22 protein-coding genes are annotated in these 21,823 nt (G+C 44.5%); 3 read left to right on the forward strand and 19 right to left on the reverse strand.

All coding sequences use genetic code 11. The annotated features are described in order from the left end of the window. Window positions 1-4: 4 nt before the first annotated feature. The 4 genes from QFZ80_RS28985 to QFZ80_RS29000 all read right to left on the reverse strand — a co-directional run bounded on the left by QFZ80_RS28985 (window position 5) and on the right by QFZ80_RS29000 (window position 4,656). Window positions 5-1,255 carry a DUF4350 domain-containing protein gene (locus QFZ80_RS28985; protein ID WP_307562239.1) on the reverse strand — a complete coding sequence of 417 codons (1,251 nt, stop codon included), beginning with the start codon at window positions 1,253-1,255 and terminating at the stop codon, window positions 5-7. After that, on the reverse strand, window positions 1,239-1,892 hold the full coding sequence (locus QFZ80_RS28990; RefSeq protein ID WP_307552316.1) for a DUF4129 domain-containing protein: 654 nt from the start codon (window positions 1,890-1,892) through the stop codon (window positions 1,239-1,241). The genes QFZ80_RS28985 and QFZ80_RS28990 overlap by 17 nt, the downstream gene beginning before the upstream one ends. After that, the gene (locus QFZ80_RS28995; RefSeq protein ID WP_307552313.1) at window positions 1,885-2,940 is read right to left on the reverse strand and encodes a DUF7847 domain-containing protein; all 1,056 of its coding nucleotides are present in this window, start codon (window positions 2,938-2,940) and stop codon (window positions 1,885-1,887) included. The genes QFZ80_RS28990 and QFZ80_RS28995 overlap by 8 nt, the downstream gene beginning before the upstream one ends. Before the next feature lie 108 nt (window positions 2,941-3,048). Continuing rightward, the gene (locus tag QFZ80_RS29000; protein WP_307552311.1) at window positions 3,049-4,656 is read right to left on the reverse strand and encodes a sensor domain-containing diguanylate cyclase; all 1,608 of its coding nucleotides are present in this window, start codon (window positions 4,654-4,656) and stop codon (window positions 3,049-3,051) included. 200 nt (window positions 4,657-4,856) lie between these two features. On the opposite strand from QFZ80_RS29000, the gene QFZ80_RS29005 reads away from it, so the two are divergent. Beyond that, window positions 4,857-7,004, forward strand: a complete 2,148-nt coding sequence (locus tag QFZ80_RS29005) for a DNA topoisomerase III (RefSeq protein WP_307562241.1) — start codon at window positions 4,857-4,859, stop codon at window positions 7,002-7,004. Window positions 7,005-7,051: 47 nt separating this feature from the next. On the opposite strand, the gene QFZ80_RS29010 is transcribed toward QFZ80_RS29005, so the two are convergent. From QFZ80_RS29010 to QFZ80_RS29025, 4 genes are all read right to left on the reverse strand, one after another. Then, the gene (locus tag QFZ80_RS29010) at window positions 7,052-7,390 is read right to left on the reverse strand and encodes a hypothetical protein (protein WP_307552307.1); all 339 of its coding nucleotides are present in this window, start codon (window positions 7,388-7,390) and stop codon (window positions 7,052-7,054) included. Window positions 7,391-7,494: 104 nt separating this feature from the next. Beyond that, window positions 7,495-7,965, reverse strand: coding sequence for a signal peptidase II (gene lspA, locus QFZ80_RS29015; RefSeq protein WP_307562243.1), 471 nt, complete (start codon window positions 7,963-7,965; stop codon window positions 7,495-7,497). 160 nt (window positions 7,966-8,125) lie between these two features. Continuing rightward, entirely contained in the window at window positions 8,126-8,761 is a 636-nt protein-coding gene (locus QFZ80_RS29020) for an HAD hydrolase-like protein (RefSeq protein WP_307562245.1), read from the reverse strand. Continuing rightward, window positions 8,755-9,051 (reverse strand): hypothetical protein, encoded by a 297-nt coding sequence (locus QFZ80_RS29025; RefSeq protein WP_307552302.1) that lies wholly within the window; start codon window positions 9,049-9,051, stop codon window positions 8,755-8,757. The genes QFZ80_RS29020 and QFZ80_RS29025 overlap by 7 nt, the downstream gene beginning before the upstream one ends. Window positions 9,052-9,362: 311 nt before the next feature. Here QFZ80_RS29025 and QFZ80_RS29030 point away from each other — a divergent pair, with 311 nt between their 5' ends. Then, the gene (locus QFZ80_RS29030) at window positions 9,363-9,875 is read left to right on the forward strand and encodes a CBO0543 family protein (RefSeq protein ID WP_307562247.1); all 513 of its coding nucleotides are present in this window, start codon (window positions 9,363-9,365) and stop codon (window positions 9,873-9,875) included. A gap of 43 nt (window positions 9,876-9,918) precedes the next feature. On the opposite strand, the gene QFZ80_RS29035 is transcribed toward QFZ80_RS29030, so the two are convergent. From QFZ80_RS29035 to QFZ80_RS29075, 9 genes are all read right to left on the reverse strand, one after another. Then, entirely contained in the window at window positions 9,919-10,479 is a 561-nt protein-coding gene (locus QFZ80_RS29035; protein ID WP_307562249.1) for a carbohydrate ABC transporter permease, read from the reverse strand. After that, window positions 10,454-10,744: an ABC transporter permease family protein gene (locus tag QFZ80_RS29040; protein WP_307562251.1), complete on the reverse strand. Its 291-nt coding sequence runs from the start codon at window positions 10,742-10,744 to the stop codon at window positions 10,454-10,456. Before QFZ80_RS29040 ends, QFZ80_RS29035 begins: the two co-directional genes overlap by 26 nt. Next, window positions 10,741-11,625 carry a carbohydrate ABC transporter permease gene (locus QFZ80_RS29045; protein ID WP_307552296.1) on the reverse strand — a complete coding sequence of 295 codons (885 nt, stop codon included), beginning with the start codon at window positions 11,623-11,625 and terminating at the stop codon, window positions 10,741-10,743. Before QFZ80_RS29045 ends, QFZ80_RS29040 begins: the two co-directional genes overlap by 4 nt. Continuing rightward, a complete protein-coding gene (locus QFZ80_RS29050; RefSeq protein ID WP_307552294.1) occupies window positions 11,626-12,912 on the reverse strand; it encodes an ABC transporter substrate-binding protein in 1,287 nt (428 codons plus the stop codon). A 122-nt stretch (window positions 12,913-13,034) separates the two neighbouring features. Further along, window positions 13,035-14,195 carry a response regulator transcription factor gene (locus QFZ80_RS29055; protein WP_307562252.1) on the reverse strand — a complete coding sequence of 387 codons (1,161 nt, stop codon included), beginning with the start codon at window positions 14,193-14,195 and terminating at the stop codon, window positions 13,035-13,037. 33 nt (window positions 14,196-14,228) lie between these two features. Next, window positions 14,229-16,061: a cache domain-containing sensor histidine kinase gene (locus tag QFZ80_RS29060; RefSeq protein ID WP_307552290.1), complete on the reverse strand. Its 1,833-nt coding sequence runs from the start codon at window positions 16,059-16,061 to the stop codon at window positions 14,229-14,231. 169 nt (window positions 16,062-16,230) lie between these two features. Continuing rightward, entirely contained in the window at window positions 16,231-17,187 is a 957-nt protein-coding gene (locus tag QFZ80_RS29065; protein ID WP_307562254.1) for a glycoside hydrolase family protein, read from the reverse strand. 13 nt (window positions 17,188-17,200) lie between these two features. After that, window positions 17,201-17,455 carry a DUF6171 family protein gene (locus tag QFZ80_RS29070; RefSeq protein WP_307552286.1) on the reverse strand — a complete coding sequence of 85 codons (255 nt, stop codon included), beginning with the start codon at window positions 17,453-17,455 and terminating at the stop codon, window positions 17,201-17,203. Continuing rightward, the gene (locus tag QFZ80_RS29075) at window positions 17,452-18,933 is read right to left on the reverse strand and encodes an alpha-N-arabinofuranosidase (protein WP_307552284.1); all 1,482 of its coding nucleotides are present in this window, start codon (window positions 18,931-18,933) and stop codon (window positions 17,452-17,454) included. The genes QFZ80_RS29070 and QFZ80_RS29075 overlap by 4 nt, the downstream gene beginning before the upstream one ends. Window positions 18,934-19,130: 197 nt before the next feature. On the opposite strand from QFZ80_RS29075, the gene QFZ80_RS29080 reads away from it, so the two are divergent. After that, window positions 19,131-19,910 carry a helix-turn-helix domain-containing protein gene (locus tag QFZ80_RS29080; RefSeq protein ID WP_307562256.1) on the forward strand — a complete coding sequence of 260 codons (780 nt, stop codon included), beginning with the start codon at window positions 19,131-19,133 and terminating at the stop codon, window positions 19,908-19,910. A gap of 115 nt (window positions 19,911-20,025) precedes the next feature. Here QFZ80_RS29080 and QFZ80_RS29085 read toward each other — a convergent pair whose 3' ends face one another. Next, window positions 20,026-20,535 carry a hypothetical protein gene (locus QFZ80_RS29085; RefSeq protein WP_307552281.1) on the reverse strand — a complete coding sequence of 170 codons (510 nt, stop codon included), beginning with the start codon at window positions 20,533-20,535 and terminating at the stop codon, window positions 20,026-20,028. Window positions 20,536-21,461: 926 nt separating this feature from the next. Then, a complete protein-coding gene (locus QFZ80_RS29090) occupies window positions 21,462-21,770 on the reverse strand; it encodes a hypothetical protein (protein ID WP_307552280.1) in 309 nt (102 codons plus the stop codon). Between the last annotated feature and the right edge of the window lie 53 nt (window positions 21,771-21,823).

Here is a 21,823-nt window from a genome sequence, read left to right on the forward strand (position 1 = left end):
GCGCTCACTCCTTCTCCAAGTAGGCGATCATCTCGCCCATCTCCCGCGTTCGCTGCACGAACGCTTGGGTGCTCACGCCCCGCTGCTTCGCAGCGCGGGGCCCTTCAGAGCCGCCGCTAGCAGGCGGCTCCTCCAGCAGGCGCGCGAGCTGCGCCGCCTGCGCCTCAGACATACGGCCGCGCGCAGCTTCCGCGGCCTGCAAAGCACTTGCGCTGGGGCTAAGCCCCCAGCGCTGATGCAGCAGCTGCCGCAGGAACAGCTGCTGGTGAGCAAGCGCCTCGTGCTGGTAGCTGAGGCGCTCGTACCAAGCGGCGACGGCGTGCACGCCCTCGTCGCCGCGGCGAACCGTCCACGCCCGCGGCGTGTGGACGGGGCCAAAGCGCTTGCCGCGCAGCCAGAGCCACAGCAGCAGCGCGAGACCAAGCTGCACGCTCGCGAGCACGAGCCACGCGGGGTAGACGGCAAGCAGTCCGGGCTTCGTCCCGAAGCCGTGATGGGTCTCATCGACCCACACGACATCCCAGGACTTCGCGAACAGCGGCCAGATCAGTTCAAAATGGGACTCCTGATCAATCGTCCCATTCTGCATCCAATTCGGGGTCAGCACCACGGTGATGCTGCCCGAACCGTCTTCCATACGGCTGGCGAGCACGCCGTGTTCATCTTCGAACAGCACCCGCCCGTTTTCACCGGGCTTAAGCCGGTACGGTGTATCAACCCGCCCCGTAAGCAGCCCCTCTGCTGGCGTATAATCCGTCGAGACCCTAATCGTCGAGACAGATGCCCTTTCTTTCGTATTTTCAACCGTATTTTCAACCGTACTTTCATCCGTACTTTCTTTCGTATTTTCTTCCGTACTTTCATCCGTACTTTTTTTCGTACTTTCCGCCACCAATTCAGTCACCCATGGCCCCCACCCCTCGGGATTACGATCAAACAGAACAACATCATTACCCTTCCGAACCCAACCCAGAAGCTCCTCACGATCGGCCTTGGTCACACCAACCGGCTGTAAGGCAACCAACAGCATCGCTTCACCATTAGGTAGGTTTTTCCAGTTAAGACGCCATTCCTTTACAGCCTTCTGCTTCGTACTCAGCAGCTCTTTCCAAGCTTTCGTGCCGTCTATATCCGCCGAAAAAGACAGATATGGAGGTTGGTCTGGGAGCTTTGGCTTCACTAGCCAGTAGCCTAATGCGAAAAATAACAGGATGCTGAGTGCTAGTCCCACATGCAGCTTATTCAGCCCTCTCATGTGCAAAGCCCTCCTCCCTGCTGATAACACGGGCAACCTGTTCATACATGAAAGTGAACTGCTCCTTCGTTACAACTTCCTTGCCATACCATATACGCTCAAATAAAAGCGAGCTATCATGGAACAAAGGGACTAGGGATGAAGCTGAACTTTCCAGCTCCTCCGCATACTCCCAGTTCGTCTTCCATGTCTCCACACGAATCATACGTTTAGCTTCCATAAAGAACAGAAGCGACAGAAAGACAGCGCGTACACCCTCTCGCAAGTACCCAGTTCCCCTCAGTTCCGCTGCTTGCTGCCAATAGAAGCGATAAGAACGGCTTATTTCTCCTACAGGCAAGTAAGCGTCAGAGCGGATCCTCTTTTGCCAAATCATTTGTTTCAAGAACCAATAAATCGCGAATGCAGCAATACCAAGAAGTATAACGACAACACCAATGGTCAGCCAGTCCGTTACCGAATCAGAAACTTGAAAATCTGGCAGCAAGCCCCGTATTTTTCGAAAAAGCGGCTTCAACCATGCCCAAAACGAGCTGTTTTCTTTGACCTCATAAGCCGTGTATTCGCTTTGATTTAAGATTTGTTTTAATTGCTCTTTATCCTCTTGCAAAGAAGTCGCTAAAGCTGCATTAATCATTCTTTTTATCCAAGTCTATCGGACGAAGATCATCAAAAGTATCAAACGGCTCCAGTTCTTCCGCTGGTTCAGTTGGAGAAGTTTGTATGGTGCTTTCAATCAACGATTCAAGTCCCAGACCCTCATTGCGAACCTTGAGATCGAAGAAGCTTACTGCATAAGGCAGAAACCATAGAGACATGACTAGAATTGAAATTAAACTTTGTAATAACTGAGCGCCTAGTCCTAATCCAAAGATTGCAGCAATAATCAATTGAATGACGAACAGGAAAAGATACAAAATGAGCGTAAGTACGAAGTACATCAAAAATAAGCGCCAAAAGCTTTTGCGGGTCAATTTCCAACTGCGGCCTAGTCCAACAGACTCTTCACCCATTGCAACAAAAGGCAAATAATAGCACCAGCGAATGAAAAAATAGGAAAAGGTGAAAATGGCTCCAAGACCAAGGATGATGAAGAAGATAATGGATAGTGCCACCGCACCTCCACCAAAACCTCCTACCGAACTGGATAAGTTTCCACCTATCGCAAAGACGACAGCAAATATGACAATAATAATAGCGAGACCTATGTATATGCCAAACATGATAAGAGCATCCAAGAACGTGCTTCCTGCTAACGGCCAAAATCGACGGAACGATTTGCGCAATAGCTCCCCGACTCCCGGTGTTTCTTCGCCGAAGAGGCTTGCTTTAACCAGATGTAAGACAGAAGCCACGGAAGCTGGCATAAGGCCAAAAATCAGGATTGGAATTAATACCAACACCAAGAGGAGTGTCTTCCCTATGTCTTGCGGTGTCGGATTATTTTGCATGAAAGAACCAGATCCAAACAAATCCTGCATGGATGCTCCACTGCGAATCTGTTCAAGAAGGGATGATGACGTACTTGCCGTCTCTTGATACGTAAGCAAATGCTGCAGCAAGTAAAATGGACCATACAAGATCAGCATGATAATTGTCAGTGTCACAAAGTGCTTACGATACAACTGGAAACTGCGATCTAATATTCTTCCAATTCCCATTGGCCTTAACGATGCGTTTTGCATGGTAAACCCCCTAAATGTTGGTAATTCAAATACTCTCTGACTATTATACACCAAACCCTCCAATTTCTGACCATCAAATTATACACAAAAAAACTAGATCAATACCCATCATCGATCTAGTTCTACTCTGTTTCGTCCACTGGATTTCGCGCGATAGAGCGCATGGTCTGCTCTAGAAACCATATCTTCAAGCACAATCGTACCGAACTCCAGTGTAGGAGAATATTCTGCTATGCCTATGCTCGCTGTTAGTAGTACAGTAACCTGCTCATCCGAGTATGGTTCTTCCATGATATGTCGTCTCAAATCCTCTGCCAAGCTTACACTTTCTTGTGCATTTTTACGCAGGGCAAGTAGGATAAACTCTTCGCCTCCATAGCGTGCAACAATCGTATCTGTTCCCGAATGCCGCTGTAGTATAGAAGCAACGCGATGAAGGACACGATCACCCACCAAATGCCCATAGGTATCATTGATTTTCTTAAAATGGTCAATATCGAACATCATCACGGAGCACATTTGCCCAGCAGCAATGCAGGCTTGAAGCTGTTTATTTCCTTCTTGCATCATATAACGGCGATTAGGAATCTCAGTCAGTTGATCCACCAATGCGGAATGCTCCAATAGAGAAATATTCTTCTTGAGCTTATCAGACATTATGTTGAATGTATTGACCAACTGCCGCAATTCAATCGGAGCCATTTTAATTTTTTCCGCATCAATCTGATAGTCGTAGTTCCCGTTCTGAATAATTTTGGTACCGCGTAGCAAGTATCGAATCGGTCTCTCAATTCTAGAAGCAATCGTAACAGCAGCACCGATACTGAAAATAAGTGCAATAAGCGAAATGATAATAATCGCAATACTTAATTGATTTAATTTCTGAAACACTTCTCTCTGCGTGATCTCACCTACGACTACCCAGCTTTTTCCCGTAGACCATTTATACTGACCATATACCTTTTCACCGCGAAATCCGATGTAGGAATCATTTGAAGTGCTGCCTGTCTTGGCTCTTTGAATAATTTCAGTTTTCATCGGGACATTGACGAATTCTTCGCTTTTGCTTGTATTACTTGAGGCTGTGACAATATACCCGTCCGAATCCAACACATAGACTTCCCCAGTTTCACCAAAGCTTAGCTGCTTCATTAAACTATTCAGCATTTCCAGCGTTACTACGCCTAGCACAGCACCTTTGAAATCATTATGGTCGCCAAGCACGGGAGCAGAGAACGTTATGACGGGTTTCCCTGAATCTTTAGATAGAATAACGCCGGAGATAAAGCTTTTCTTCTCAAGCGCACGTTTAAAATAAAGTGTATCTCCGACATACATCTGGATCCTAGGATCCGCATCCGAACGAATATAGCCATCTTTTTCTACGTAACTAATCAACAAGAATTCAGAATTCACTCTTGAATAATCTTGAAATTCTCTTTTCAGTTCGCCTATTTCATGAAATTTTGCATGGTCGGATAAGGCGAATCGTGTAATCGTATCCAGTTTTTCCTGATTCCATCTTTCGATATATAAGCTTTGCAAGGCAATCACTTGCTTTAATTGATTTCCAGCTTCATCTAAGCGATTTTTCTTCTCTATAAAATAAAAAGGGACAATAATTGAAAAGGCTAGTGTCACAATGACAACAACAATCCATAATTGAAACCTCATTTTTATCGTTTGATTTGAAAAATAAGCATACATCGGTTTCATTAAGCTTTTTGCTCCTCCTCATCCCTTATTTCTTCATTATACCCTTATATTAGGACAAGAACAGACAATTTTCTCCTTTTTCAACTTAAAAAAGCTCTCATTTGAATAGATTTGAGCTTCTGTTTCGAGATGCAGCGCATTGAAAAGCGTGCTTTTTTCGCTTATGCTAATTTGTAAGCAGAAATGAGGTCATTTTCCCTATGAAAATTCTTGTACTCACCGAAAAACCAAGCGTCGCCAAAGAAATTGCCCGTGTCCTTGGCTGCAACCAAAAGCAAAAACACCATTATGAAGGTGCCAAATATGTCGTCACTTGGGCACTTGGCCATCTCGTCACCCTTGCCGAGCCCGACGATTACGATCCCAAGTACAAAACATGGAACCTGGAAGATCTCCCTATCATCCCTGAACGCATGAAGCTTAAGGTGATGAAGGAAACATCGCAGCAGTACCGTGCGATCGAACAGCTTAGCCGTCGGGGGGACCTTGCAGAGCTGGTCATTGCGACGGATGCGGGGCGCGAGGGCGAGCTCGTCGCGCGCTGGATTATGGAGCTGATCCGCTGGAAGAAGCCGTTCAAACGGCTTTGGATCTCGTCGCAGACGGATCAAGCGATTCGCGAAGGCTTCGCGCAGCTGAAGCCTGGCACGGACTACAACCGGCTGTATCAAGCAGCCGTCTGCCGTTCCGAGGCCGATTGGCTGATCGGCCTGAATGTCACCCGCGCGCTGACCAGCAAGTTCGGCGCGTCCTTGTCTGCTGGGCGTGTGCAGACGCCAACGCTAGCCATGATGATCAACCGCGAGGCGGAAATCCGGGATTTCCGGTCCGTCGACTATTGGTTGATCGAAGCCGATCTGGGCTCTTTCCGCGTGGTGTGGCGAGACCCCAAAACAGGCGATACGCGCATTTTTGACCGCGAGCGCGCAGATGCCTTAAAAGCGAAGCTGCAAGGCCATAGCGGCAAAATCCTGCACGTCCAAAAAACCGAAAAGCAGATTCCGCATCCGCTTGCTTATGACCTAACCGAATTGCAGCGCGATGCTAACCGCAAATTTGGTTTCTCTGCCAAGCAGACGTCGAATGTGCTGCAAAGATTGTATGAGCAGTACAAGTTGGTCACCTATCCGCGCACGGATTCACGTTACTTGACCTCGGACATGGTGCCGACCCTGCTTGGCAGACTTAAGGGCGCAGCTATTGGCCCCTACGCAGCGCTAGCGGCTCCTTTTATTCGTAAACCCTTAACGATTACGAAACGCATTGTAGACGATTCCAAGGTCAGCGATCACCATGCGATTATTCCAACCGGTGAAGCCATTTCACTCGCCACCTTAAGCGCTGACGAACGCCGTCTCTATGATCTCATTTTGCGGAGATTCCTGGCCTTGTTCTGCGGTCCTTGCCGCTATGATGAAACCAAGCTGACTGTGGAAATAGCCGGAGAGAAGCTGTATGCATCGGGTAAAGTGGTTAAACAAGCCGGTTGGAAAGACGTGTACGGAGCCACTGATTTCACCGATCCAGATCGGGAAGAATCCGAGTCTGATGAAGACTCTGCTCAGTTGCTGCCCCAAGCTGCCGAAAAAGATGCAGTAACCGTCCGTAACGCCCGTCAATTAAGCCGCCAGACAAAACCGCCTGCTAGGTACAACGAGGCCTCCTTGCTTTCTCAAATGGAAAAATGGGGCCTGGGCACACCCGCTACACGCGCTGATATTATTGAGAAGCTTGTGTCTTCCGACACCATCGAACGTCAAGGCTCCTTACTCATTCCGACTGGCAAAGGCACTCAGCTTATTGAGCTTGCTTCGGAGGAGCTGCGTTCTCCTGAGCTTACAGCACGTTGGGAGCTGGAGCTTGAACGCATTTCCAAAGGCAAAGGAAGCATGGAGCAATTCCTAAGCGGCATTCGCAAAAAAGCAGCCGAGCTGGTCGATGAGGTCAAGAAAAGCTCTGCAGCCTATAAGCCGCATAATTTAACAGGCAGCAAATGCCCGGATTGCGGTGAGTTTCTTCAAGAAGTGAAGGGGAAACGAGGTCGTTACCTCGTTTGTTCCAGCCGAGAATGCTCCTATAAACGCGAAGCTGACGGACAACTGACCAACCACCGCTGCCCGCAGTGTCATAAGAAAATGGAGATCCACACCGGCAAATCCGGCAAGTATTTCCAATGCCGTCCTTGCAACGTCGTGGAGAAAATAGATAACGAATCAACCGGCGGTGGCCGTCGCGCCTCTGCCAAAGCGAACCGTCAGCTGATCGAGAAGTTTTCCGATCAAACCCAGCTGGGCAACTCGCTCGCTGACAAATTGATGGCTGCGCTGCAGCAGAAGAAAGACGAGTAACCAAACAAAAAAAACCAAGCGAGACAGTGTCGTCGCTTGGTTTAACTTTATTTACTACTCACAGCTACTTTTCCTCTTACGGCTAGTTGAAGCTGCTCCAAACTCGTAATCCCCAAACTAATGAGCGCTTCACCCGCTTCCATGTGGACATTCGCTAGCATATGCATACTCGTATTAGGTACAAGTGATTTTCGGAATTCATGAAATAAGACAGCGTTGTACGTTTTAAGAACTGTCATAAATTCTACCGTTGGAGGGATAAATGAACGGATTTCGGAAGCTTTCCAGAAGAAATCCCTCACTAACATAATATCAGCACCCGTACGCGTCAATTTTCGAATCATTGCAAAAAATTCATCAATCAATATCTGTTTATCCGGCCTCATGTGACCATCCCCCAGTTTAACGTCTTCTCGATCAAAAACCGTCTATTTGAAGGATATCACAAATGGTACTTTAGATCTACCTATATAGTTTAATATACCTATGTTTATTGAAATTTTTTCTCTTTTGGAAGCAATTTATGCCTGTAAGAGAGCAACATATCCAGTACAAAAAACACTACACCCAAATTAATGACTAAGTCAGCCAAATTCATCACACCATTGCCAGAGCGAAACACGATGAAGTCGGTCACTTTGCCAAATAATAATCGTTCGATTCCATTACCAATCGCCCCGCCCACGAAAAATGCGGCACCACACTCTTTGAAGAATCCTTGAAAGCTTCCTTTTTTCCGGTAATACAAAATAACAGCAATAATTACAACTGCAAGAATTCCTAAATAACGAGCTGAGCCCTGCAGCGTACTGCCTGCTGCTCCACTATTTTGATAATGCGAAAACGAAATGATGTCTTTATAAAACGGCATAGATTCGCCTACTTTTAGGATAGACCGAATCCATACCTTCGTAATTTGATCCACGGCTGTCACTACAAATATGATGAGATAAAATAACATTAGACGCCTCCTTCCGCAAATATCACCTCATAAGATCTATTTTACATGATGACACCACTCGACTGCGAATGTTGCCAATAGCTCTTCCAACAAGCAAACACAAATAACTACCTCAGACTCTGTCTGTGATAGCTATTTGCTCCCTCTTTTATCCTTCCACTCAGGTTAAGGACAGAAGTGTTTTTAGCAGCTCTCTGGGAGAGTTTACTAAGTAATCGGGCTTTCCGCTGAGCAATAAATGCTGCGAGTCATAGCCCCATGTAACGGCAACTATGGGTACGCCTAGTTTCCTGCAAGCCTCGATATCCCTTAATTCATCTCCAACATAGATCATCCGCGAGGGGGAAGTCCCCCATTGTTTCATTACTTTGCGAATCGAATGATGCTTACCAAAAATATGTTTAGCCGAAATGATTTCCTTGAACGCGCCATCCAGCTTATTATTTTTAAGAATCTGACGAATATTTACCTCGGAATTGGAAGAGAGAATGGAGCTTTTCATCCCTTGTGACGAAACTCTGGCAATAACCTCTTTCATCCCAGGTACAATGTGTAGTGTACGAATATTCTCTTGATAGAGCTGTCTTCCGGCCGTTACTAGCTTTGGAATTTGGAGTACCGGAACACCTAAACGATCCACCCGCTCAGAGATCGAAAGTGATCTCAGAATCGCAAGGTCTTGATCTCGAATCCTGCGAAATTGATACTGCATGGCCATTTCATTATAAAGCTTAACAAGCAATGCTCTAGAATCGACCAGTGTCCCATCAAAATCAAAGAGGATGTGTTTTACCATTCTGTTGTATATAGAAATATGACCGGACCCTCGGGCGGCACTTGGCGGATTTGATTATGAATAAACTCCTCAAGCGGGTCCACAGCGATATGCGGATTGCTAACGACACGTACATCTTCCCATACACAGGATACACCAAGACCATGTTCATCGGCATCACCGGCAAACATTTTACATCCATTGCAAAATTGCTCCTTCTGTTGATCATCAAGCTTCACAATTTTATTACGAAGACAGCAGTAAATTTCATTCTCTGTATTACATACATTAACATGGGTGATTAGAGCCATTGACTGTCAACTCCTTGCGGCACTTTTTGTGTGTAATAGTAAGTTTATCGCGCTATCATTAAGTGTATGACAGTTTTTTGTAAACGAAATATTTTTTCTCTGACAAACCACCTAAATTTGTTACAATAAGGGAAAAACCACGTTCTCTTGGAGGAAATTTAATACAAAAATGGTAATCCCTAACTCCAAAAGGAGGCCCGCTCTCTTATGAGAGTGGGCCTCTTTTACGAAATAACTTCATTGAATTTGTATGAACGATGGGTTAATTGGAACAATAAGGACTTAACATAAACAAAGGAGCTCGAAACCCCTTGGTTGCGATTATATACTCGGTTTTATGGTTACTAGTAGCTCTTCGGTTTGCGGACCGAAACTGGGAGAAGTACTATCCAACACTCCTCTTTGCTGCGCTTTGTAATGCTCTATATGAGTTTATCTGTTATCAATATCAACTTTGGCAAATGGAGCCGAATGGTCTTCCTGTTGCAACGATTCCGATCCTATTGCTTATTCTGATAGGCATGCCTGTATCGACTTGGGTATACTTGTCGAACTACCCGCGAAATCGCAAACTTCTTTCCCAAGCTTATTACATCATCCTTTTCACTGGTATTTTTGTTTTGCTTGAATTTGTATCTGTAAAATGTGGATCAATAACGTATCATAACGGATGGAACCTACTTTGGTCCTCATTATTCGATATGATCATGTTTATCATGCTGCGTATTCATTATCGCAAACCATTATTCGGCCTGCTCATGTCGGTACCCTATACCGGATTATTGATGATTATTTTTAATGTAGGTTTTGATAAAATGAAATGAATCTCGCTTTTAGAAGCTTGTCACTCTTATAATTTTTTATTTTCTAGCCTTTAATAGCTCCACCAACAATGCCTTTCACGATTTGCTTTTGCATCAAAATAAAGAAGATAAAGATCGGAATCAGGGCAATCACCGTTAGCGTCATAAACATTGGCCAATTCACGGAGAATTCACCCTTGGCTTTATAAATTTGTAGAACAAGTGTAGCTTTACTCTGTGAATTAAGAAACAGCATCGGAGCCAGGAAATCATTCCAGATCCACATCGTTTGATAGATAATACTCGTTACCGTAATCGGCTTCAGCAGAGGCAGGATGATTCTCCAGAAAATCCCCCCAATGCTGCATCCATCAATGATTGCAGCTTCCGTCAACTCGCGAGGAATCGTCTTCATATAACCCGTCATCAGAAAAAATACGAAAACAGAACCGCCCATATAGAGTAATATCAGCCCCGACAATTTATCCGTCAGATGAAAGTCTGTCATCAATTCAAACAATGGAATCAACGTCGTTTGGAACGGAATGAGAAATCCGGCTAGTAAATAGGTTGTGATCCATTTATTAAGCCTGTTCGGATTAAAAACAATGGGATACGCCGCCATAGCGCCGATCAGCACCATGAATAGGACCGACACAACGGTTAAAATCAGACTGTTTTTCGAAACTGCGCAGAAGATCAGTCTCTTTGAATACTTTGACATAATTAGAAAAATCCAAACGTTGAGGCAAGCTCATTGGGCTTCTTGCCGTTTCCTGAGTGCTCTTCAAGGTATTGACGATGATTAGGTAGAATGGAAAAAAGGTCATAATCCCTACGGGAAGCATCAAAATATCAAGCAGCCAGTTGCGTTTGTTCGTGACCATCATTGGATCTTATCCTCCCGCTTTTGCATCCACATCACTTGGAAATAAGTCAGAACCAACACGATGAGGAAGAAAATAATGGACATGGCGGATGCAAGCCCGTAATTGGTTTCAGAAATACCCCGAAGAACAATGACTTGTGTGATGGTATACGTTTCAAAGCCAGGTCCGCCTTTCGTCAGTGCAAACGGAATTTCAAATACCTTCAGTCCTCCGGTTAACAGCAGCATGACACTAACCGTCATGGCCGGTGCAAGCAGTGGCAGGGTGATATGGCGAATCTGCTGCCACTTGCTGGCACCATCGATCGATGCGGCTTCGAAATAGTCTTTGGGAATTGACTGTAGAAAGGCTAAGTACAGCACAGCGTGCCACCCTGTTCCCGCCCAAACGGATACAACAACCGTCGAAAGTTTGGCGAGCAAAGGATCAGACAGCCATGGTTGAGGACCGAGATGGAACAAGGTCTTAAGCACTTTGTTAAGCACCCCTGAAGAGATGGGAGCAAGTATAAATCCCCAAATATAAGCTAGAAGCAGCCCGCTAGGGATAGATGGAAAGAAGAAGATAGCCCGATACACATTTTTTGAGAGAAAGTTCTGATCTAGGATTAAAGCTAACGGTATAGCTAAGAGTGTTATAATAACAGTCGTTGCTATGGCATAGAAAAGTGTGTAGGAAAGACCTGAAACAATCGCGTCGTCGAAGAAAATCTTCGTATAATTTTTAAATCCAACGAAGTTGTAGACTTTGGTATAGCCGTTAAAATTAGTTAAGCTGAGTAAAAAAGACTTGATGAGCGGGTATATCGTAAACAAGGTATAGAAGAACAAGATCGGAATTAGAAAAACCTGATATTGAAACTGCCGCATGAATTTGACCATTTATTTCTTGTCCATTTCTTTCATTTTCTTGTCGAGAGATTTGGCCGCATCCTCTGGCGTGATTTTACCGACAACCATATCCTGTGTGGAGATGGTCAGCTGATTCCGTAATGCCTCTTGATTGCGGGACCATGAAACCATAGGCAGATAGAATTTCCCTTGTAGCAGTCCTTCCTTATATGCCTTCTCAATCGAGGGATGAACCTTACTCTCATATCCTTTTGCAGTAATAATGGCTCCAGTACCTTCCTCGAACTTCTTCAGACCTTCTGGCGAAGCCAAGTATTCGATGAATTTTAGTGCTTCGTCTTTGCGTTTCGTTTTGCTGTTCACTGCGAATCCAACGCCTGGCGCTCCAGCGTAGTAATTGCCCCCTGGTTTTGGTCCCGGAATCGCCATCATGCTGTATGCAAGATTCGGGTTCGCCTGTTGGATCGTATTGATACTCCATGGACCGCCAGTAAACATGGCCACATTCCCTAATGCGAATTCATTAACAATTTGGTCGCCAGTCAGGCCTATCATATCTGCTGTTAAGATTTTATTATCGAGAAGGCCTGTCTTGAACGCTTTAAGCGGCTCTGTCCAGCCTTGTTCGAACGTTTTTTCGCCTTTAAATATTTTCTCATCAAAATTCGGATCACCCGAGAGTGTCAAATTTGCGAATAGTCCGTCATGCATCATCGTGACATCCTGCATGTTATCATAAAATGGAATGATGCCTGCTGCCTTTAGCTTCTTGCAAGCTTCTATGAACTCGTTCCAAGTCTGAGGCTCCTGCTCAATCCCAGCTTTCTTAAATAGTGCTTTATTGTAAAATAATCCGCCAACCCAGCCCGTTTGTGTAAAAGCATATACCTTCCCATTCTTGCTGAGCATCGGCTTATTGCCGTCAAGCATTGTTTGGACGAATGGCTGGTTCGTTAAGTCCAACGCATAGCCCCCGTCAATGACTTCATTGCGGTTTTCGGCCGCGATAATGAAAAGGTCTGTTGCAGAGTCAGACAATAACATAGTCTGCAGCTTGGCAATATAATCTTTAACTGGAGGAGCCGTCTGGAAGTCAAAGGAGACATTCGGGTTTTGCGCCATAAAACCATCCATGACTGGCTTCATCTCCTTCTCGTTATTCCAGGAAAGAAGGCTTAGCTTTACTCCTTTTTCGGATCCTTTAGCAGCATTCCCCCCGTTACTGTTCGCATCAGAACTCGTACCACTGCTGCATCCTGTTGCGATCACAGACAAACTGACGAGCCCAACCATGGTCAACTTCGATACTTTTTTCATCTTTACATACCCCCGTAACGGTTTTTGAAAGCACTTACAATCTGATTGTAACCCCTTTCTAGCCCTTGTTTGAATTCATATTGTTGCACGATTTCTTGTCAATTGTTGCACGCCCTAACTCATCATGCATCCTTGTCCACGATTTGGGATGATCGATATTCCTTCGGTGTTACGCCAAAATATTTCTTAAATGTCCGGCTGAAATGACTCTCATCTACAAAGCCAATTCGTTCAGCTATGCTGTTATTTTTCCAACTTGTCTCCAGCAAGAGATGTGCTGCTTTTTGCATCCTTATTTTGGTGACAAAAGCCCAATAATTGACGCCAATTTCCTGTTTAAAAATACGGCTTAGCTGATACTTATCGATTTGGAATTGATCAGCAACGGTTTGTAAAGAAAGATCATCATCTACTTTCGATTCCACATACGCTTTGATTTTACGCACGGTATGTTCAAGCTTAGATGTTCCGGATTGGTTAAGATTTGTTTGGGCGGCATGCGCACTAACGTTAATTGCCGAAGAAAGTTCTTCGATATTCGTCTCGATACGACTCATACCAATGCTCAGGATACGATCAGGCGCTTCTTCTCCCCATTTTTTCAACAAAGATTCACGGAGTTCCATGAGATATTCGTAGTTATAAGCCTTTTTCATCCCGAAGCAAATAATCCTATTTTCACTACTGATTGTAGATTTAAACGAAAACAATTCGTTCTGAACATCTATACTTGACATGCACTTATCCGAAAGGAACTCCGGCATAGGCACGTTACCTGATACTGTCCATACAGCATACCGAGTAATTCCCAACAATTGAAAACTATCCCTCAGGATGATTAGATCTGTATTGGATAAAGGAATGCGATGCGCAGCCTTGTCCAAGCAGTTTGTAATCAGCAAATGGTTCTCTGCATGAATCTCTTGTACAAGCTCAATAATCACATTCTCCAATAATCGTGTATCCACTGGCTTTAGGAGATATTGGAAAACATGAAGCCGGAGCGCATCCCTCGCATATTCAAACTGATCATAGGCACTCAAAATGACGCTCTTCGGTCGCTTATCCATCGATTGCAGCTGTTTAAGTGCACCAAGTCCATCAAGGATAGGCATCCGGATATCGATGATAAGAATGTCTGGCTTATAAGTAACCGCCTGCGCGGCTGCCTCTTCCCCGTTGTAGACATGCAGAATATCTGTAATACCTAGAGACGCCCAGTCCATCATTTTATCCAAAAAAATGTGAAGTGACATTTGATCATCAGCTATCATCAATTTCATGTGGAACACCTCGCGTTCAAAGGATTTATTTTTTTATCGATCAGGAAGTACAATGTATACGCTTGTAAACGAATGTTGCACGCTTCGAATCCTAAGACCATAATCAGGACCGAACTTTAACCTTAATCGCTGGTTAACATTGTATAAACCGATACTTCCTTCTGAAGATTCTGTATTCTCTAACTTGGAAGCAAGCACCCTCAAATGGTCTTTCGTCATACCGCCCCCATTATCCTTAATTTCGATCAAAACGCCCTTTTTCACAGATACAATGTGGATGGATAACTTCGCACCTTGCGGATTCTCCTTAAAGCCATGTAGAATGGCGTTCTCAACAATTGGTTGTAGAATTAGCTTCACCGTTTGACATTTCAGTACAGCAGGATTCGGAATATGGGTCTGAATGAGGATTCGATTGTCATATTTGCGGTTGATGATAAACAAATAATCATTGACGTTTTGCAGTTCTTGTTTCAATTCAACGGTTTCATCTGATCGCCGCATGGAATACCTCAGTAAATTACTAAGCGAAAGCACCAAATGGTTGGAGTCCTCTGTATGGCCGCAGACGATTTCTGTTTGTAGAAGTTGAAGCGTATTAAACAGAAAATGCGGATGGATTTGCGACTGCAGTGTTTTAAGCTCTACTTCCTTCATTGCGATTTGCGCAACATAATTTTGCTTAACCAGAAGTTCGATCCTGTTAACTAATTCCTTAAATTTGTTGCCAATTACGTTCAGCTCCTGATATTTGTAATTTTTGGGAACGACGAAGAGACTGTCTTCTCCCGTACTATCAACCGTGGACAGCAGCCGCCTAAAGGGACGAGCAATGTGAATGGTCATCAAGACTGACGTAAGCGCATTCAATATGAGGAAAAGATAAAGAAATCCGATAAGGTTCGATCTGAGTTGTGAGGATTGCTTACTAATCTCCGACATTGGAATCGTAGAGATCATGCGCAGCCCTTTCACCGCGGTTGTGTGATAAATGACAAGCTGCTCCCTTCCCTCAATTGTAGAAATGAAACTTCCGGAATCTTCTTTGTAAATGTTAGCAATGCCTGGGAAAAATAAGATTTGGCCTATAGACTCCTTACTTTTATGAACCATTATTGTTCTATTTTCATCCACCATAAAAATATTTTCATTTTTTTGATAAGAGCTAAGTTCGAACATCGAGTTAATTTTGTTTAAATCCAAATTAGCGATGACCGCGCCGACGGTCGTTCTCATGCTATCTGTCACCGGAAACGCAATCGATAGGGTAGGTTGATTATATTTGGAAATACTCGATGTTACATAGTAATTTTGTTTATGGAGACCTAGTGTTACGAAACCCTTATTCGGATTTGCCCAAACAGCTTCTTGAAACCATGGTTGGTTAGTGAAAGGATAATCCCAACGGAGCGTTTTGCGACCATCCAGATTGTTGATATAACCATTTTTTCCTAGAATTAAAATATCGCTAATCAACGATTGAAACGAAGTTACACCAAATGCCAGATCGGCTATGTTCCGCTCATGCTGAATTCGCTCTTCGATCGAAATCTTGTCGCCGTATGCCATTAACGAGATGACTGAATAGTGACCTGCCATGAGGACTAGCGGACGGGTCGCTTCCTCAAAATTAAAGCTTAACCCCCGAGCAGCCTGCTCCATTATTTTAAAACTGGATTGCGTCATTTCCTGAGTCAGCGCAGCCGTAGAATCACGGACGGACAGCAGCCCAAGAGTAGCGAGCAATAACACATTAATGCCCAGATACGATAATAAGATCGTACGAATAATCGTTCTTTGCAGCAGTGAGCGAATCAAAAATGCAATCCCGTTATTGAAACTCATTCCACGTAATCTTTGAATCACCTTAATCACCACTCATCATGATTAATATACTCATTAATTGGATATTATTTATTTTAATGTTATTTGATTTTTATCATAAACGTCTTCTTAGACTGTTAGACAGTTACGGTTTAGCAAAAGAAGGCTGCCATCGGCAGCCTTCTTTTGCTTCTAACCTTTCGTTTTCCGTTTATATAGTCGACTTTTCCCAAAGCTGCGGTTCCTGACGGAGCAACAGCTCGAAGGGTTCGTCACGATCACATACCAGGATGCCATCGATTACATCTAGCCGTGCAGATTGAATAGAGGACCGACGGGTTGCATAGGATGAGCCTTGGGAAACTGGTTTGTCGCTTTTCCGATCCGGATGGGTGAAATAAAAAATATACGCGGTGTCACCTTGCACCACGACATCGGCGTGAAGGCCAATTGTTCCGTCGTCTTCACGACTGCCGGGTTGGTCGAGAATGAGACCGCTTCGTTCCCATTTCTCCAAATCGTTAGAACGGTAAACGCCCTGGCCACGCCATTCATCGACAATCATCCAATAGTAGCCCTTAAGAAAGAATACGTTTGGTCCTTCATGCGGGCGTTCCGTGAGGACTGAGCCAACTACATGCCAATCATACAAATTCGCACTGTCCGCAGCATAGGTTGTCGATCCATTGGCCTCATCTTTATACCACATCCGGAATCGGCCATCCGGCATCTGGTATATGCAGGCGTCAATGACGTAGTCCGAGCTGAGCTGGATTACAGATCGATAGGTCCATGCAAGCAAATCGGGACTCGTATAGTGAAGCATGCTGCGCTTATGGCTGGCCCATTCGTTCGGTACACCTTGAATGTAGCTGACATACATGTGATAGAGACCGTCGTGCCATATAATCTCCGGCGCCCAAAATGTATTTCGGCCCCACTCTATATTCAAACCGGAAAGAATACCACGATAAACCCAATTTTTCCCACCATCACTGGAAGATGCGACACCAAGATCGGTTCCATGCACCCATGCGACACCTATTTCTTCGGCCGTAGCTCTCCGGTTGGTGTAAATCATCCACCACTCTTGAGCCTGTCTGTTCCAGATAACAGTGGGGTCAGCGGCTCCATCATAAATCGGATCACGAAATAATGGTGCTTTCATGCTTTCTCCTCCTTTACCATTTGCTCCCTTGCGGTGCCGGACAGTTGGCTGCGGATAGCTTAGCTTTTACAGCCATCAGACAGCCGCACCAACGGCAAGTTGTACCGAATTGGTAGGCCTCGCAGCTTTGACATACCGACATTCGCCGGTCATACTCTTCTTCAGTCGTAAGTTTGACATTGCGAATGCGAAGTGTTTCCCCGAATAATTGTGCAATTTCTTCTGAAGAAACATGCACCGTTGCCGAGCAACCCTTGCAATCCGTCATAGGTTGACTCCAAGCGTCACTACCGACTTAGCAGGCAGCTTGACGATGAGTTGGTCATTTTCGATGCGGAAATCGCTAAAAACGGACGTTTTCACAATTTCCGGTTCCCCAAACGTATTATGCGATTGAATCGTATCGGAGGTTAGTATCCGCCCTGCAACATCGCCAACTTTCCCACCGCGGATTGTACAGGCCACTTCCAAAGCTTCAGCATGATGCAGATTACATAAAGAAATATGCAGGCGATTATTCGCATCCACGGATGCAGACACACTAAGCTGATCTATGCTCTGTCCATCCATTTCGTAAGACGGGCTTTCCATATCTGCGGCAACGAGGCTGGCACCCTGATGAACCTTATACATATCGAATACATGATAGGTTGGGGTCAGAATCATACTGGCGCCTTCCGTTAAAATGATCGCTTGCAGTACATTAACAACCTGAGCGATATTTGCCATGCGTACACGGTCGGAATGGTTGTGGAAAATGTTCAGATTAATTCCGGCAACAAGCGCATCGCGCATCGTATTTTGTTGATACAAGAAGCCGGGGTTGGTTCCGGGCTCTACGTTGTACCAAGTCCCCCATTCGTCCACGATGAGCGCGACTCTTTTGTCCGGATCGTAACGAGTCATAATCGTATCATGGCGCTCGATGAGCTCTTCCATGAACAGTGTCTTCTTCAGTGTTTCAAACCACAGTTTTTCGTCAAATTCGGTGGCCGACCCTTTGTCACTCCAAATACCGGTAGGGACTGTATAATAATGCAGACTCAAGCCATCCATAAAGCGGGCCGCCTCACGCATCAGCACCTCAGTCCAGTTATAGTCGTCGACATTGGGCCCGCAAGCGATTTTGAAAATTCGGTTATCGCCGTAATTCCGGACATAACAGGCATATTGCCGATACAGATCCGCATAATACTCAGGGCGCATGTTGCCGCCGCAGCCCCAGTTCTCATTGCCCACCCCGAAATAGGTTATCTTCCACGGCTGCTCGCGTCCGTTCTCCCTCCGCCAGTTGGCCATAGGCGACTCTCCGTCGAACGTCATATATTCAACCCATTCGGACATCTCAGCCACCGTTCCACTTCCGACATTACCGCTAATATAAGGCTCAGTACCGATGAGCTCGCATAAACGCAAAAACTCGTGAGTGCCGAAATGATTGTTCTCGACGACACCGCCCCAATGCGTATTAATCATCCTTTTCCGTTTTTCTTTCGGACCAACGCCATCTTTCCAGTGATATTCATCGGCAAAGCATCCACCCGGCCAACGAAGCACGGGGATTTCAAGCTGCTTCAACGCTTCTAGAACGTCATTTCGCATCCCCTCCGTGTTTGCAATCGGCGAATCCTTTCCTACATAGATGCCTTCATAAATGCAGCGTCCCAAATGCTCAGAAAAGTGTCCGTAAATATTGCGGTCGATTGTGCTTAAGCGAATGTCTGCATTGATAGTAAGTTTTGCCATGTATTCATGCTCCTTTGATTCACTATTTTCAGTATGCGGCAATCAACCCAAAGTTCATGTAAACATGCCTATTATGCTCTCTACTCTTCTCCACTTTGTCCATACTGTTTAATTAAATTGTACGTACTTGGTAATTCAGATACAATAAATTATAATAGTCAAAAACTGACCTATCGTGCTATTTAAGGAGATGCAGGATGATTCATTTAATTAGTTGCGGATATAATTTTATCCATTGGGATGGGATCACTATTGACCGTCCGGTAGGCGCAGGGGATTTTGCCTTTGTTTTTTTGAAAAATAATTCAGAAGTTATTCTCGACGGCAAGCAATTCGTAGCCGAAAAAAATTCTTATATCTTGTTTCGCCCTACAACCCCCCAACTTTACAGGGAATTGGATAAACCATTTGTTAACGACTGGTTCCATTGTGACGGCAATGACATTCAGGATTTTCTTATGCAGTTGGATTTCCCCCTTGACACGCCCGTCAAAGCCGCAGATCCTCTTTTAATTACAAGATGCATTATGGAATTGCATAGCATCAACCGCTTGGGCGGGCCGCTGCGCGATAAAATCATTGACTCGGATATAAGAACTCTTTTTATGAAGCTTCGCAATCTACTTGAAAGACCCGCCCTGCCCGACAAAACGAGCCGATATTTCAGCCAATTTACCGAGCTGCGCAACGAGCTCTACAGTTCCCCTCAAACGAATAGGTCCGTAGAAAATCTTGCTTCATGCATGAATTTAAGTAAATCTTATTTCCAGCATATCTATAAGGAGCTATTCGGGTGTTCTGTGGTTATAGACATCATCAACAGCAGGCTGGAATACGCCAAGTATCTTTTGGTTAACAGTTCGTTATCCATCGCCGCCATTTCCAAAATGTGCGGGTATGAAAATGATACCCACTTTATGCGCCAGTTTAAAAAATTCGTGGGCCTTACTCCTAGTCAATTCAAGTCCGGACGCTGAATAAGGTAACTAGTTGATATGAAAGCAATTCAGATTCCAAAACAAAAAACCGCTAAACCCAGCACGAATCAATTTCATGTCGAGGTTGCGGTTAAAAAGCCATGGATGTTTTTTTTTAATTAGTCCCGCCTATCCTTGGGATGGCAGTGTAACTAGGTGTGCAGAGTTCGTTTTGTATTTTCTTAAAATGAATTTGTAACGAGCCAAAAAATATTTTCCCCTGATTGTAGTGAAGCTCACATTTATACCCGTATGAACGGGATGCGGATTGCAGCGCTTTATAACCTGGTAACGCAGTGACCAAAGTGGTAATCCGTTTAATAATATGGTTAGGCACTTTCGTAAACATCGTCGCGTAAATCCCATCGGCAACCGATACAAAGCTAGGCAATGTACGCTTGTCGAAATGCGAAAGTGTAACAAAATCGGCGACAATCGCCAGCATATCTTTGTTCAAACGGTTTAAATTTATGGTGATATCCTTGTAAAAGTAAATACCAAACCCGATTTTGTTCGTTAATGGGTTCAAACATTTTTTCAATTTCAACCATGTAGCTGCCGTATAAGTCTCAAGTTGATCCATAAATGTATGCCAGTTAAATAGTGATCTCAAACTTTTTTTCATTAAGTTCTCCTTCATTTCTATATGTTTACGTAATTTAGGTGTTTATTTTATTTGACTCTAGAACAAGACGGATTGTTCACAAGAAGCATTGGTAAATGTAGGAAGAGACATTAAAGGCAGCCTCTTTTCATAAAAAGTACAAACAAAAAGAAACCCATTCTGGGTAACTTGTGAAGTGGCGAGCAACACAATTCATCCTATCGAAGGGGTCTTTTTGTACAATAAATATAATAAGGCTTGTCAATAACTCTTGCTGCTACTTGCCGTAAGTTGTCGGGTCTAGGGCGAATGCAAGACTTTTCCAGTCAAAATCGCCTCGTGCTCCTCTAAGTAGATTTTCATGAGCAATGTTCCGGTAAAGTTGAAGCGCCTCGGAGTCGTTAAACTGTATAGTGTCTTGACCCAGGTGTTCGGAAAATAGTTGATTGCGGAGCGATCGCACCACTTTGGGGTCCCAAAACGCAGCGTTCATCTCCGTATGACCAAAGAGTGAATTCCAGTGAAGGTTGCAGGAACCTATGTCGCCCACGCATCGTCGATCAGCATTATTTTGGCATGTACATTAATATGGCTACGCTCCCTCTGTCCATTTAGCCCTGCTATTCCGACAAGTGCGAAATTCTCGTATCGGCCAAGCGCTTCTAAATGATCGAAGAAGCTTTTGCTACCATTAAAGGTTATTAATTTATTAAACAATCCTCTCCGTTATAATCCATGTTTTTAAAATACCTTGGACGAGACTTAACATCTCCTCATGCGCGGCTAAAGCTTTAACATGCAGGAACCCTCCGCATTACATTAAGGATGTTGGAACAGTGCGAAGCAAAAAAGCACAATGGATCAGGAACTATATTCTCCTGGTTCATTGTGCTTTTTTTTTGTATTTGGCCTGGATCGGAAAGCAACAGCTGAAACGCCTCCTGTTATTACCCTTCCAACACATCCGCCCCCAATTCGCCTGCAACCTCAACCATCTTGGGAATCACGGCTTCATGGGTGCCAGATACGTAAATATCTCCCTGATAATGCCGGAATGGGATCTTTATATCGCCGTAGCTCCACATGAAAAAATCCCCCTCAATAGACATGCTGGTAGAACCTGATACCGTAAACACTGATGTATAGGAAAAATCAGGTTTGGACGTAAAATACTGTTTGCACTCTTCCAAAGATATTGTTTTCGCCGAATTGTCCTTTTCCTGAAATTCTCTTGTAATTCGATAGCGTTGACTCATTGAAATACCTCCATGCCCTTTGAATATAAAATAACCCACGTTTAGAAAACATG

The organism is Paenibacillus sp. V4I7, assembly GCF_030817275.1.
Taxonomy (GTDB): Bacteria; Bacillota; Bacilli; order Paenibacillales; family NBRC-103111; genus Paenibacillus_E.

Excerpts from the sequence above, each read along its gene's own strand:
- QFZ80_RS28985 (WP_307562239.1), bottom strand. The coding sequence starts at position 1,255 with ATGAGAGGGCTGAATAAGCTGCATGTGGGACTAGCACTCAGCATCCTG.
- QFZ80_RS28990 (WP_307552316.1), bottom strand. The coding sequence starts at position 1,892 with ATGATTAATGCAGCTTTAGCGACTTCTTTGCAAGAGGATAAAGAGCAA.
- QFZ80_RS28995 (WP_307552313.1), bottom strand. The coding sequence starts at position 2,940 with ATGCAAAACGCATCGTTAAGGCCAATGGGAATTGGAAGAATATTAGAT.
- QFZ80_RS29000 (WP_307552311.1), bottom strand. The coding sequence starts at position 4,656 with ATGAAACCGATGTATGCTTATTTTTCAAATCAAACGATAAAAATGAGG.
- QFZ80_RS29005 (WP_307562241.1), top strand. The coding sequence starts at position 4,857 with ATGAAAATTCTTGTACTCACCGAAAAACCAAGCGTCGCCAAAGAAATT.
- QFZ80_RS29010 (WP_307552307.1), bottom strand. The coding sequence starts at position 7,390 with ATGAGGCCGGATAAACAGATATTGATTGATGAATTTTTTGCAATGATT.
- lspA (WP_307562243.1), bottom strand. The coding sequence starts at position 7,965 with ATGTTATTTTATCTCATCATATTTGTAGTGACAGCCGTGGATCAAATT.
- QFZ80_RS29020 (WP_307562245.1), bottom strand. The coding sequence starts at position 8,761 with ATGGTAAAACACATCCTCTTTGATTTTGATGGGACACTGGTCGATTCT.
- QFZ80_RS29025 (WP_307552302.1), bottom strand. The coding sequence starts at position 9,051 with ATGGCTCTAATCACCCATGTTAATGTATGTAATACAGAGAATGAAATT.
- QFZ80_RS29035 (WP_307562249.1), bottom strand. The coding sequence starts at position 10,479 with ATGGCGGCGTATCCCATTGTTTTTAATCCGAACAGGCTTAATAAATGG.
- QFZ80_RS29040 (WP_307562251.1), bottom strand. The coding sequence starts at position 10,744 with ATGATGGTCACGAACAAACGCAACTGGCTGCTTGATATTTTGATGCTT.
- QFZ80_RS29045 (WP_307552296.1), bottom strand. The coding sequence starts at position 11,625 with ATGGTCAAATTCATGCGGCAGTTTCAATATCAGGTTTTTCTAATTCCG.
- QFZ80_RS29050 (WP_307552294.1), bottom strand. The coding sequence starts at position 12,912 with ATGAAAAAAGTATCGAAGTTGACCATGGTTGGGCTCGTCAGTTTGTCT.
- QFZ80_RS29055 (WP_307562252.1), bottom strand. The coding sequence starts at position 14,195 with ATGAAATTGATGATAGCTGATGATCAAATGTCACTTCACATTTTTTTG.
- QFZ80_RS29065 (WP_307562254.1), bottom strand. The coding sequence starts at position 17,187 with ATGAAAGCACCATTATTTCGTGATCCGATTTATGATGGAGCCGCTGAC.
- QFZ80_RS29070 (WP_307552286.1), bottom strand. The coding sequence starts at position 17,455 with ATGACGGATTGCAAGGGTTGCTCGGCAACGGTGCATGTTTCTTCAGAA.
- QFZ80_RS29075 (WP_307552284.1), bottom strand. The coding sequence starts at position 18,933 with ATGGCAAAACTTACTATCAATGCAGACATTCGCTTAAGCACAATCGAC.
- QFZ80_RS29080 (WP_307562256.1), top strand. The coding sequence starts at position 19,131 with ATGATTCATTTAATTAGTTGCGGATATAATTTTATCCATTGGGATGGG.
- QFZ80_RS29085 (WP_307552281.1), bottom strand. The coding sequence starts at position 20,535 with ATGAAAAAAAGTTTGAGATCACTATTTAACTGGCATACATTTATGGAT.
- QFZ80_RS29090 (WP_307552280.1), bottom strand. The coding sequence starts at position 21,770 with ATGAGTCAACGCTATCGAATTACAAGAGAATTTCAGGAAAAGGACAAT.